Source organism: Terrisporobacter hibernicus, from assembly GCF_020809405.1.
Taxonomy (GTDB): domain Bacteria; phylum Bacillota; class Clostridia; order Peptostreptococcales; family Peptostreptococcaceae; genus Terrisporobacter; species Terrisporobacter petrolearius.
Map to the genome: position 1 here is coordinate 3,897,107 of NZ_CP081135.1, position 13,535 is coordinate 3,910,641.

General features: G+C 28.5%; 14 protein-coding genes. All 14 read right to left on the reverse strand.

The genetic code is table 11. The features are described from left to right. Nucleotides 1–84: 84 nt before the first annotated feature. Nucleotides 85–315 carry a D-alanine--poly(phosphoribitol) ligase subunit DltC gene (gene dltC, locus JW646_RS19045; RefSeq protein ID WP_074916778.1) on the reverse strand — a complete coding sequence of 77 codons (231 nt, stop codon included), beginning with the start codon at nt 313–315 and terminating at the stop codon, nt 85–87. Nucleotides 316–333: 18 nt separating this feature from the next. Beyond that, nucleotides 334–1,482: a D-alanyl-lipoteichoic acid biosynthesis protein DltB gene (gene dltB, locus JW646_RS19050; protein ID WP_074916780.1), complete on the reverse strand. Its 1,149-nt coding sequence runs from the start codon at nt 1,480–1,482 to the stop codon at nt 334–336. Further along, entirely contained in the window at nt 1,482–2,996 is a 1,515-nt protein-coding gene (gene dltA, locus JW646_RS19055) for a D-alanine--poly(phosphoribitol) ligase subunit DltA (RefSeq protein WP_228416022.1), read from the reverse strand. The genes dltB and dltA overlap by 1 nt, the downstream gene beginning before the upstream one ends. A 17-nt stretch (nt 2,997–3,013) precedes the next feature. Next, a complete protein-coding gene (locus JW646_RS19060) occupies nt 3,014–3,154 on the reverse strand; it encodes a hypothetical protein (protein WP_175487639.1) in 141 nt (46 codons plus the stop codon). Continuing rightward, nucleotides 3,120–4,316 (reverse strand): D-alanyl-lipoteichoic acid biosynthesis protein DltD, encoded by a 1,197-nt coding sequence (gene dltD, locus JW646_RS19065; protein ID WP_228416023.1) that lies wholly within the window; start codon nt 4,314–4,316, stop codon nt 3,120–3,122. The genes JW646_RS19060 and dltD overlap by 35 nt, the downstream gene beginning before the upstream one ends. 336 nt (nt 4,317–4,652) lie before the next feature. Beyond that, entirely contained in the window at nt 4,653–5,462 is an 810-nt protein-coding gene (locus tag JW646_RS19070) for a nitroreductase family protein (RefSeq protein ID WP_228416024.1), read from the reverse strand. Between the two features lie 167 nt (nt 5,463–5,629). Beyond that, nucleotides 5,630–6,565, reverse strand: a complete 936-nt coding sequence (locus JW646_RS19075; RefSeq protein ID WP_331478041.1) for an ABC transporter ATP-binding protein — start codon at nt 6,563–6,565, stop codon at nt 5,630–5,632. Continuing rightward, a complete protein-coding gene (locus JW646_RS19080) occupies nt 6,565–7,533 on the reverse strand; it encodes an ABC transporter ATP-binding protein (protein WP_228416025.1) in 969 nt (322 codons plus the stop codon). The genes JW646_RS19075 and JW646_RS19080 overlap by 1 nt, the downstream gene beginning before the upstream one ends. Before the next feature lie 13 nt (nt 7,534–7,546). Then, the gene (locus tag JW646_RS19085) at nt 7,547–9,100 is read right to left on the reverse strand and encodes an ABC transporter substrate-binding protein (RefSeq protein WP_228416026.1); all 1,554 of its coding nucleotides are present in this window, start codon (nt 9,098–9,100) and stop codon (nt 7,547–7,549) included. An 18-nt stretch (nt 9,101–9,118) separates the two neighbouring features. Continuing rightward, complete coding sequence (gene nikC, locus JW646_RS19090) at nt 9,119–10,003, reverse strand: nickel transporter permease (protein WP_228416027.1); 885 nt, start codon at nt 10,001–10,003, stop codon at nt 9,119–9,121. Between the two features lie 4 nt (nt 10,004–10,007). Continuing rightward, entirely contained in the window at nt 10,008–10,958 is a 951-nt protein-coding gene (nikB, locus tag JW646_RS19095) for a nickel ABC transporter permease (RefSeq protein ID WP_331478042.1), read from the reverse strand. Nucleotides 10,959–10,966: 8 nt separating this feature from the next. Further along, on the reverse strand, nt 10,967–11,737 hold the full coding sequence (locus tag JW646_RS19100; RefSeq protein WP_148556815.1) for a class I SAM-dependent methyltransferase: 771 nt from the start codon (nt 11,735–11,737) through the stop codon (nt 10,967–10,969). Nucleotides 11,738–11,956: 219 nt separating this feature from the next. Next, nucleotides 11,957–12,934 carry a GIY-YIG nuclease family protein gene (locus JW646_RS19105; protein WP_148556816.1) on the reverse strand — a complete coding sequence of 326 codons (978 nt, stop codon included), beginning with the start codon at nt 12,932–12,934 and terminating at the stop codon, nt 11,957–11,959. Nucleotides 12,935–12,971: 37 nt separating this feature from the next. Further along, a complete protein-coding gene (locus tag JW646_RS19110) occupies nt 12,972–13,487 on the reverse strand; it encodes a nitroreductase family protein (RefSeq protein ID WP_228416028.1) in 516 nt (171 codons plus the stop codon). Nucleotides 13,488–13,535 lie beyond the last annotated feature (48 nt).

The window sequence follows — 13,535 nt, forward strand, 5'->3', positions numbered from 1 at the left end:
TATTATTACTTTAAACTTTTTTATTAAAAATAAATGGTATAAAAAAAAGGTGTATCAAATTTATTGATACACCTTTAAGTAATGCTATTTTCTGTTTTCTAAGAATTTAACTAAATTGTTTACTGTTGCCATGTCACTTCTTTCTAAGTCTGTTGGTTGAAGCGCTATACCAAGTCTATCTTCTATCTCAACTAAAACTTCTATTATAGCTAATGAATCTAAAAGTTCTGCTTCAAATAAATTCATATCTAAATCATCTCTTATTTCATCACATTCTAATACGTCTTCAAATATACTTATAACTGTTTCTTGCATAATCTATCCTCCTAATATTTAAGCGAAATGTCCTGAGAATATTAACAATCCAAAACATGCTATATGGAATGTTATAACTATTTGTACAATCTCAAACCATTTTTCTTTCTTGTGTTTTTTATAAAACTTTGATTTTTTCTGATATATATCAGTACCTACAAGCACTAGACCTTGGTATAAACCGTATAGGATATAATACCATGTAAGTCCATGCCAAACCCCCATAACACCCATTGTAATCATCTGAGATACATGAGAAGCTGTAGCTCTTTTTTTGAATTTTTTACTTCTAATAAACCCAATAGTAAATCTAGAAAATATATAATCACCAAACCATCTTGATAAACTTATATGCCATCTTGTCCAAAATTCTTTCATGTCTTTACTGATAAATGGTTTATTGAAGTTGTCTGGTGCGTGTATTCCAAAAATATAACTAGTCCCTACTGCAAATAAACTATATCCTCCAAAGTCAAAGAATAAGTATAAGCTGTATGCATACATGTAGTTTATAGCATTTGCAAAAGTTAACTCCGATGATATGTTACCCATCCAAAGTATGTTTATTAAAAATGCTATTACAAATTTATATCCAATTCCCATAAATATTTTTTTAATTCCTGGGATTAAATATTCGTTTATATATTCTTCTCTTGGTATTTTTTTCTCTAACTCTTGTTCAAATCTTCTAGATCTATCTATAGGACCAGAACTTAGTGTAGGGAAAAATAATACAAAATAAAGCATGGTACAAATATTAACTTCCTTTATTGCTCCATCGTAAATTTCTATGACCATTTGTATCGTTCTAAAGTTCAAATAAGATATTCCTATAAATCCTATAACTCCTAAAGATGTTAATGGTGAAATTTTATTTACTATTATTGGAAGCATTGAAGAAAATAAAAATAATCTATATATAAGTTTGCTATCTGTTTTCTTTCTTACATATTCATATCCTTTAACTACTATTACTTCCCATATTATAAATCCTATTAAATATGAAAGTCTAACATTTACACCTACAATTAATATTATCATGAAAACTGTTGCTATCATACCATAATATTTTATATTTTTTTCTCTAAGTCCTAAAACTATTGCAGGTATTACAGTTAATAGTAGTATATAAAGATAAAAATAATCTCCATATTGTGAAAAAGTCATTAATTTTCCTCCATAAGTTTCTTTCTATCTATTTTTCCATTTGTATTTGTTGGAAAGTCTTCTATAATTTTTATAGTTCTTGGTACCATATATGAAGGAATATATTTATTTAGCTCTTTCTTTATTGCTATACCTTTTTTCATATTACTTAGTTCATTATCTATTTTTAACTGAACAATTCCTTTTAAATAAGCAATTTTTTCTTCTTTGTACACAGGTATAACTATTGCATTATTTACATTTTCAACTTTTCTTAAATTACTTTCAATATCTTCAATTTCTATTCTAAATCCATTTAATTTTATTTGAAAATCTACTCTACCACAGTAGTATATATTTCCATTTAACATATATCCTTTGTCACCTGTTTTATAGGCTCTATGTTTAACATTATCTATTTCATCGTAGAAAAATGATTCATTTGTTTTTTCTTCGTTGTTAAAATATCCTTTTGAAACAGAAGGTCCTATTATGATAATTTCGCCTTTTTCTCCTTCTTTAACTTCATTTCCATTGTCATCTACTATTTTTATTTTACAGTTTGACATAGGATATCCAACAGGAAGACTTTTCTCATCATTTATTAACTCATAAGACATATCATTTACACTAACACCAACTGTAGCTTCTGTTGGTCCATATCCATTTATAACTCTTGTATTTGGGAATCTATCTAGTAACTCCTTAGCTAAGCTTTTCGGAAGAGTTTCTCCTATAAATATCATTGATTCAAGCTTTTCTAACATGTTACTATCAAAATCTTTTTCTGTTGTACAAACACCTGCAAAAGATGGTGTAGAAACCCATACAGCCATATTTGATCTTTTTAATTGGCTGAATAATTCTTTATAATCAGCTAATACTTTCTTTGATAAAGAAAATAAAGTTGCTCCATGTACTAATGCTGGATATATGGAAGTTACTGATAAATCAAAAGAATATGCTGCTTGATTCATTATTACTTTTTCGCTTCCATCAATTTTTAAATATGGGCTTATCCAGTTTACAAAACTATCTAAGTTGTTTGAACTTATTTGCACACCCTTAGGCTTTCCTGTACTTCCTGAAGTAAATAAGATATAGGCATTTTCGTTGCCTTTTACCCAGTTTTCTTTTCCTAAAGTTTTGTTTTCATATTTTTTTATTATTTCATTTAGTTTATCTTCGTTTATTACATTTAAATCCCCAAAGTCAGTTTCATCACTAAAGTTAAATAATACCTTAGGCGAAACTTCTTTTGTAATGTCAAATACCCTGTCCATTGGTAAGCTTATATCTAGTGGTACATAAGCTCTACCAGATTTTAAAGCACCTATCATACATGGCATTATCATATTTTCTTTGTTTCCATATATAACTATAGGTGTATCTTCTTCCTTGTATATATCTTTTAAGTATAAAGCAATGGCTTCTGAATACTTTTCTAAATCATTGTACGTAAGTTTTTCATCATTGCATATTAATGCAATTCTATCTGTAGTTGAATATTTTTTTATTCCTTCTATAATTTTCATGTGAAATCTCCCTTTTATTAGAACTCATTATATATAAATGGTAAGTCTTTAAATGAAGTAAATGTGAATACTAATATTGCTGCAACTATTATCACTGTAAATGTAGCACTCATCATTAGGTACTTATTCTTGGTCAAATTCTTTATATAATTTTTCACAAACATCCACCCAACCTTTCGTTCCAAGATGCATTACATCTCGTAAGTAATACTTTTCATTTTCTTTATCTCTAAGGTCCATAACTTTAAAGCCTTTTGATTTTGTAATATTTTCAACTTTGTCATAAAACGCATGTCTTTCCGTCTTAGAAATACCAGTAACATTATAAAACTTGTCCATAGCTGGTAGCATTATAACTACAGGTTTTATTCCTAAATCTCTACAAACATCTAAAGTAAGCTGATAATCATAGAATTCTTTTGATTCAAGAAGATTTACATCCTTATATTTGTTTTTTACTTTATTTAAGTTTTCACCAAAGTTCTTTTTATAGTAGATTTTATCTATACATAGATCGTTGTCTCCAACTCTTTTTTTAGCATCTTCAATGGCTTTTTCTTTTTCCATTTTCCAATCTATAGGTTGTTTAGGTTCTGGCTTTTTATCCTTTTGTGATGATAAAACTACTAATTGTTTGTATAAAGTACCTTTTTCTTTAAGTTTTACTGCAAACTTTCTAATTTCAAAATAAGGTTTTAAAAGTACTTTTTCTATATTTGATACAAAGGAATCAGAAGTATATAATTTAGCATAAACAGCTTCAGATTTGTATTCATCTGCATCTGCTAGTAATTTACTTGATCTATTAGCAAATATGTCTTTGTTTTTTTGTGAAACTTTTGCATTACTTAAAAACTCATAAAATTGAGTCGGTGAAAATCTAGTTTGGTAATGATGAGGTGTAACTCCTTTTTTGTCCATAAACCACTGCATAGAAATTAACAAAACAACTTTCTTGTCTTTTGCTTCTGGGTTGAAACTTCCTAATGATGCAGCATCCTGTAAACTTTGAGTATAGGCTCTTCCTATTGGCACCACACCATTTTTACTTCTGTTGGTGTTAAAATAGTAAGTTGGATGTTGCTTTGTTGAATGGCTTAATTCTGATGAACCTAACATCATAATATTCTTTTTTTCTATAAAATGATTGTTAGCAATAGTTCCTTTATCTTTTACGTCACTTAATGCGTCATTTACTATAGGCATTAAATCTTTTTCTTTAAGCATTGAATCTATTTCCTTGTCCAGGAATTTATTTAATCCACATAAAAATATACCACCAATCACTAATGGTATAATAAAATAACCTAATTTCTTCATAATTTAATCTTTAATCTCCTCTAAAAAATTGCTAAAACAATTGCACTTCATCCCCATTTTTATACCTTATTCCAAATCTTAATATAAACTATGAGTAAATATATTGTCAATAAAATGAGGCTTATTGACATATTACATTTTCGTAATAATATAAACAAAACTTTTTTCTAATCACTGCAATAACCTTAATTCACCTTATTTTCCACAAGTCACAATTTTGTTTACAACAAGGTCGAATTATTTACTTTTGTAACATAATTTGCTAAAAAAAAAGAGCGAATATTTTCATATATATCCACTCTTTTTTTCACTATTTTTATTTAATGTTTTTATAAACTATATAGAACAATATCCTACAATTTTATAATCAGCTGGAATTTTATAATCCTTATCTAAACTTCCAACCTGCCACTTTAAATCAAACATTGTTGTATCTATAATTAAGCTAAAATAAAGCATTGCTATTCCTGTATCTATACTGCCTTCATAATCGTTACTAAAATCCTCTGTCTTAACTGCTAATATAACTTTACCACCGTCAATAATAAATCTCCATGGTTGTCTATTAAGACTTGATGGTGCCATTCTAGCCCAGGAGAATGCATCAAGTAAGTATCTTTCTTCTAATTCAGTAACACTTGCATTATTTCCCCATTCATCCATAAATACGATTTCTTCCACACCTAATCTGTCTGAAGTCCTTTTGTTTTTATTGTTGCTATTATCTTCATATCCTAAAGCAATTATAGCTGTAACTTCTTTATCACTTAAAATATTTAATCTTTCTTTTATTGATTTACTATCTTTAAAAGTAATCCAACAAGAATCTATTCCCAGATCTCTAGCTTTTAATACTACTCTTTCTCCAATATATCCACTATTTTCTATATAACCTTCTTTTACATCTGAAAGTATTAAAATATAGTTTGGTGCTTGGATTAAAAATCCGTTATATCCTGCCAACTCATTTATCTTTTCATAACAATCTTTAAAGTCATACATTTTCATTTCAACTTGTACTTCAGGAAGTAATTTTTTAGAACTATCTATATAATCTTTTATCTCCTCAAAATATTTTGCATCTATACTAGTGTCTTTAAAGTCTCTTACTGATTTTCTATTTAATATAAGCTTTTTGTAATCCATAATATATTCCCCCATCTTAAATTATTATTTGTTACATATATACCCAGCATATACCACCTCAAATTATTTTTTATATAATAATTTGAGATTGTATAAATAAGAATATAAGGATGTATCTTTTTTGATACACCCTTATATTGTAGAAATAAATTAATATTAATGTTGTATTACACTATATGACATGTTGCAAAATGTTCTTCTTGCAAATTTTTTAGTCTTGGAGTGCTTTCTTTGCACAATTCTAATCTAAATGGACATCTTTCATAAAACTTGCACCCATTGGAGGTTTTTTCAGTTTCCATATTCATTTCATAAAATTCTTCCATATTATATTTATTATCTTCTAAAATAGTAAAATTAGAAGATAATAATAGCTTCGTATAAGGGTGCTTAGGATTATTAATAATTTGGTCTCTACTTCCTTTTTCTACTATTTCTCCTTCATACATTACATATATTTTGTCACAGAAGTTTTGTACTAAAGCTAAATCGTGTGATATAAATAAAAAACTTATATTTGTTTTTTTCTGTAAATATGTTAAAAGATTTATAATCTGACCTTGAATAGATACGTCTAAAGCGCTTGTTGCCTCATCACAGACTAAAAGTTTTGGTTTTATTAATAACGCCCTAGCAATGGCTGCTCTTTGACATTCTCCTCCACTTACTTCTTTTGGATATCTGTGGTAATAGTCTTCCCTTAAGCCCACTTGTTCAAGTAGATCAATTACTTCTTTTTTAACTTCCCTTTTGTCATATCCAAGATTTATCTTTATCTCACCAATGGAGTTTCCAAGTTTTATTCTAGGATTAAAAGAATCCATAGGATCTTGGAAAATCATTTGAATTTCTTTATACAATTCTTTTTTATTTCTTGAATTAAATTCTTTAAGATTTAAATTATTTATAAATATATTTCCTTCAGTACTTTTTTCAAGATTAGTTATAATTTTTGCTACAGTACTTTTCCCACATCCCGACTCTCCAACTAAACCTACACATTGTCCTTTTTTAATTTCTAAGTCAATATTATTCACAGCTACAAATTGGTTTTTGTCTTTTATAAATATTTTTTTTAATTTTTCAACCTTTAATACATTCACTATATTATAATCTCCTTCTGAGCTACTTCTTTATATAAATGGCAACTTACTATAGAATTCTCATAATTAACTGATGAAGGTGCTTCTTTTAAACATTTACTTATACTTTTATTACATCTATTAGCAAAAGCACATGCTTTTTTATTTTCTCCAAAGATAGGTGATTTGCCAGGTATACCACATAATTCACCTTTTTTCATATTTGGTGTGGATTTAATTAGCATTTGTGTATAAGGGTGAAGCGGTCTATGTATGACATCTTTTTTACTTCCATATTCTATAATACTTCCACCATACATTACGGCAACTTTATCTACCATATGAGACACTACCCCCATATTATGAGTAATTATAATTATACTTGTATTAAATTCATCTCTAAGTGTCATTAAAGCCTTCACAACTTGTGCCTGAGCAGTTACATCAAGAGCACTTGTAGGCTCATCTGCTAAAATTATGGATGGTTTACTTAACATAGCAAGAGCAATGCCTACCCTTTGATTCATACCTCCTGATAACTCAAAGGGATAGCTTTTTAATATTCTGTTTACATCTTTCAAATGAATCTTAGCAAATATTTCATGGATGTTTTTTCTTATCTCTTCTTTGCTTATATTGTCATGGGCCTTTGCAGTTTCTATAAACTGCTTTTCAATGGTTCTAATTGGACATAAAGATGCCCCACTATTTTGAAATACCATGGATATTTCTTTTCCTCTTATTTGACGTAATTCTTCTTTTGATAAATTTACTAAGTCCATATTTTTATAATAAATACTTCCTTTTTCAATTTTTCCATTTGGTGGCAATAAATTTACTAAAGATTTTAATAAAGTACTTTTTCCACTTCCAGATTCTCCTACAATCCCAAGAATTTCTCCTTTATTAATACTTATATTTATATGATCTAGTATTTTTGTATTTCCATAGCTTACACATAAATTCTTAGTTTCAAGAATTGTTTTCATAAACATCCCTCTTTTACTCAATATCCAAATTAGAAGTTATTTCATAGTAATCTGATGGATGAGCCTCAAATCCTTTTATATTTTTTTTCATTACTAAAGACATTTTTAAGTGAGAGGCATAAGTATATGCACAATCATTTAAAACTTCTTGTTGTATTTTTATTGCCAAATCACGTCTTTTTTTAGTGTCAAATTCATTTCTAAGCTCTTTTGTCAATTTTTCCACTTTGTCACTATGGTAATGTCCACTATTATAAGCAGAATCATCTAGTAGGTGAGTAGTTATATAATATTGAGGATCACCCGTTGGCGCTGTAACAAAAGCACTTGCATAAACGTCGTACTCACCTTTTTCAATGTAATCCTTATGGTTTTCAGTAGAGTTAACATCAACTTTTATACCTATTTCTTTTAAAGTAGACTGAGCAGATTCTGCAAGTAGTGGTAATTCCATACGAGAAGGATAAGTTAGCCAACGAATAGTTAAGTTTTTACCATCTTTGTCTACATATCCATCATTGTCACTATCTTTGTAACCAGCTTCTTTTAATAATTTTTTCGCTCCTTCTAGATCAAAGTCATCTCCTTTTACTGCTTCATTACCAAATGAAAAGTTTGAAGGAAATGCACCTACTGCTGGTGTACCATTACCACTTAATAATGTTTTAGTAAAATCTTCTTTATTTATAGATTTTGCAATAGCTTGTCTTACTTTTTTATTTTGTAAATCTTTATTTTCATAGTTATATGCTATTTGATAAACTCTTGAAGTGTTTTCAGAGCTTATTTTGTAATCATCATTTTTTTTGAATAAATCTAAACTTGCATAAGGTAGTCCTTGAGTTGCATCTATTTCTCCATTTTGTAGAGCCATTGTCATTGTATCACCGTCAGTAAAACTTTTAACAACTACTTTATCAACTTTAGGCTTACCACCCCAGTAGTTTTCATTTTTATCCAAGTCTATTTCTTCTCCTGATACAGATTTAGCTATAAATGGACCTGTTCCTATACATGTATCTCCCTTTTCATCCCAGTCAGACACATCAATTATTCCTCCATATGGGTCTGATAAGTAATTTAGCAAAGTAGTTACTTTGTTTTTTGATTTAATTATTATACTTTGGCCATCTGCTTTTATAGACTTTATTGCCAAATCTCCTGGTGCTCTATCATTAATTTTTATTAAACTTTCAAAGCATGCTTTTACAGAATCTCCTGTCATTTTATTTCCATTTGAAAATTTAACATCATCTCTTAAGTTTATTTTCACAGTGTAATCATCTACTATTTTATAATCAGTTGCAAGCCATGGTTCAAGTTCCATATTTTCGTTAAATTTGAATAATGTTTCTGTCACACCATATCTTATTGCTGGCCATCCAGAATATCCTTTATGAGGATTTATTCCTGCTTCTGATGAATTGTAAGCAGTTGTTCCATATGTAAATGTCTTACTTGACTTACTCCCCCCACCTTCATTAGATTTGGAGCTACAGCCAACTAAAAATCCTGCACTTAGTACTCCTGCCAAAACTAGGCTAATAATTTTTTTGTTAATCTTCATCTTTCTTCCCCCTGTATATTATTTATTATTGCTTACATCTAAATAATCTCTTACTGTATCACCTAGTAAATTAAAAATAATTACTGTAATAAATATTGCAAATCCTGGAGCAAATATTACCCAAGGAGATGATTGGATCATACTTCTACCATTACTCATCATAGATCCCCATTCAGCAGTAGGTGGCATGGCACCAAGACCTAAAAATGACAGTCCAGCAAGTTCCATCATCATAACACCAATATCCAAAGTGGCAGTTACTATTATTGGTCCCAATATATTTGGTAAAATATGTTTAAATATTATTTTCATATGGGAACATCCACTTAATTTTGCTGCTTGAATATATGTGCTGTTTTTTATGGTTAAAACATGACCTCTAGCAAGACGTGAAAACTTTGGCCAAGATATAAGTGCAAGTGAAATAACTGCATTAACAATTCCTCCTCCAAGGACACCTGCCACTGCTATGGCAAATACCATTCCTGGAAAGGCTAAGAAAATGTCTGAAATTCTCATAATAACTTCATCAATTTTTCCACCAACATAACCACAAATAGATCCAACTATTGTTCCAAAGGTAGCTATAATTGCTACCAGTCCTATTGCTGAAAACATAGTTGTTTTTGCTCCAACCACAACTCTAGAAAATAAGCATCTACCATATCTATCTGTACCAAATATAAACTCCTTACTTGGAGGACTTAAGGCATTTGATAAATCTTGACCATAAGGATCATGTGGGACAATATATTGTCCAAATAATGCAATTAAAAATAATACAGCTACTATTACCACTAAAACATATAGTTTTATCTTTCTTTTATTTTTCTTTAGATTGTCTAAAATATTATTAATTAAATTACTACTTTTTATATTTTGCTTACCTATTGATTTTTCCATGGAATCACCATACATCCTTACCTATTCTAATTCTTGGATCTAAGTAATTGTATAGTATATCTGTTATAAGATTTATTACTACAAAAATTACTGCCATCCATATGACATATGCTTGTATAATTGGATAATCCATCATTTTAATTGCATCTACTGCTAGTTTTCCAACACCATCCCACATAAAGATGGACTCAACTATGGCAGTTCCTCCTAAAAGTGAACCTATGGATAATCCAAGTAAAGTTACTACGGTTAATAATGCAACTTTTAAAATATTAACATATAGTATACGATTTTCTTTTATTCCCCTAGACCTTAAACCTAGTACATAGTCCTTGTTTAATTCTTCTAATACTGTCGCTCTAATTTGCCTTGTATATTTTGATGACATGGCTATTGATAGTGTTAGTGTTGGTAATATTAAACTTTGCAAGCCATTGTTTCCCATTACTGGAAGTAAATTTAATTTTAAGGAAAAGATATAAATTAATATTAATGAAAGAAAAAAGCCTGGAAGTGAGTTTCCAATAAAGCTTAAAAACCTTATTATATAATCTGTTAATTTATTTTGTTTTACTGCTGATAATATTCCTAAAGGAACTGATATAATAAGTGTTACTAAAATAGAGCTTATTGTAAGTGCTATTGTATTTGGCAACCTTTTCATAAATTCTGTAAATACAGGTTTCTTTATTACATAAGATACTCCCATATCACCTTTAAGTACATTACCTAACCAAGTTATATATTGAACTAGAAATGGCTTATCTAAGCCAAGATCTTTTCTAATTTCTTTCTTAACTTCTTCTGAGGCAACATTACCTGCATCTTGATATAATAAATCTACAGCATCAGTTTTTGAAGTTTGCATTAAAGCAAAGGATAATAAGGTAATTCCTATTAATATGGGTATAAGTTGAAGAAGTCTTCTGACAATATATTTTCTAATATATACCACCCCCAAATTTATTTTGCTACCACCATAAATAGTGGTCTTGATTTTTGTTCAACTTTTTGTTTTTCATCCCACACGTATCTTCCCATGTCTTCTTCTACTCTAATAAGGTTGTATCCGCATTCTTTAAGTGCTTTTACATCCCAAGCCGGTCTTTTTTTATTTGATAAAACTAGTTTTTGGGCTATATTCTCTAAATGCTCAATTTCAGGTGTAACTTCGTATTTATCATTAAATAAAATTTCCATTTTTCTTATATCTTCTTCTACCAATTTTTTTTGCTTCTCATCAAATAAATGTAAATATTGGTTAGCATCAAAATATACAACATGGCCATCATCACTTAATAATCTTTTCCACTCTTTTAGAGCCTCTTTAGGATATTCTAAGTTCCAAAGAACATTCCTAGATATTATGAAATCAAAAGTTTTTTCTTCAAAGGGTAAGTGTATACCGTCAACTTGTACAAAATTTATATTAACATCATATTGTTTAGCATTTTGTTTTGCATTTTCTATCATTTTATGACTAACATCCACTGCAGTAACTTCATGACCAGCTAAGGACATTAAAATAGAGAAAAAACCAGGTCCTGCACCCACATCAAGAACTTTTAACTTTTCTTTTTTAGGTGCATTATTTAATAATATCTTTAACCAAGCATCTCTTTTAAAGTTGTTTAACTCTTCTATGTTGCTTTTGGAATATGATGGTGCCCTATAATTCCAATACTTTTGCAAACCACTTATAATTTCATCCACATTAGATTTTTCATTTAACATATTATTTACCTCCTATTCTTTAGTTCCTACTGTTTTTCCCCTAATTTTTCAAAACAAAAACTCCATTGCCACATAGGTATACAAATATATACCTTCATGGCAATGGAGTTTGGGTTTTATTCTATTTCAATAGAATTTTTCATGACAAATGTTATTTAATTTTATATCTAACATAATAGTAGTTTTTTTTACATTATATGTCAATAACAATTATTTTTTTTATAGTTGTATATAATCAATTTTTTCATTTTTATAAATATAAGAATAAATTATATTAATATAATCGATATAAGATTTGTCATATAAAACCTTATTGTTTTTATTTAGTTTAAACTCTTCTATTTTATTTTTTACTTCCATTTTCATTTTCTCGTCAAAGTCTTCTACATTAATAATTTGTGAATACACCACTTTTACATTATTAATAAAGTATAATTTATAATTATTTTCATTCATTTTCATCCAAAGTACAAATTTACAGTTATTTTTAAACAAATTAAAGGTGTTTTGCTTTTTACTTATACTTTTAAGTAATTCCATGTTACTTTTTATTTCCATGGCTTTTTCAAAGTTTAGTAAAGATGATTGGTTTACCATTTCATTTTCTAATTCTTTTATAAGATCATCTTTTCCTTCAAAAGTATTTTTTAAAACTCTGTAAATCTCTTCATATTTTTCTTTAGTGTTTACTCTACAAGGTCCCATACATTTTTCAATATTATATCTAATGCATTTTGTTTTTGTATTGCAAGTTGGAAGTTTAAAGTAATCTAGTAAAAAATCCCTTAGTGTAAAAAGTCTTTTATTCATGGAAAATGGTCCAAAATAAGTGCTATGGTCATCTTGCTCATCTACAATATTGATTAAATTAAGACTATTAACATTTAACTTTATATATTTATATTGTTCATAATTGTTCATTAAAGTGTTGTACATAGGTCTTATATTATGGATATAGTCACATTCTAGCAAAAGCGCATCTAGTTCTGTATCTGTAGTAATATAGTCTATATCCTTTATAGATTTTACCATTCTCTCGATTTTTCTAGATCTATTAAGATTCTCTCTAAAATAGCTTTTTACACGACTTTTTAAATTTATTGACTTTCCCACATATATTACGTTGTTATAATCATCTTTCATTATGTAAATGCCAGGACTTTCAGGTATTTTATTTATTTTGTCTTTTAAATTCATAAGTCTTTTCCTTTTGATATTTAGTTTATATTTTTAGTTAAAATTTATCATAGTGAACTTTATCAAAATTCAAGTGACTATCATCATAAGGATTTTTTTCTTCGTCTTTATGTCCAATAGCTACAAGGGATAAAACTCCGTATTTCTGTGGAATATTAAGAACTTCTCTTACAGCTTCTTCAGAGTCCTTTTCTATGGATTCTCTTTTTCTCATTTGAATCCAAGTAGATCCTAATCCTAATTTTTCCACTTCTAATTGAATTAGAATGGAAACTATGGAAGCGTCTTCTACCCAAACATCGCTTAACTCACTATCAGCTATAATTGCAATAACAAGTGGTGCGGTTTTTAGTGGTAAAGTACCATGTTCTTTGCAAGTTTCCAGCTGTAATATTGTTTTTTTATCTTCCATAACTATCATCTCTACTGGATTTTTCCCCTTAGATGAAGGTGCAAATAGGCCAGCCTTTAGTATTTTACTTAAATCTTCTTTTGAAATTTTTTCTTGGGTGAACTTTCTTATACTTCTTCTATTTTTTAATATTTCCAACATAAATTTACCTCCTCAACTAAATAAGTTTTTACTTTTACTATGTAGTAA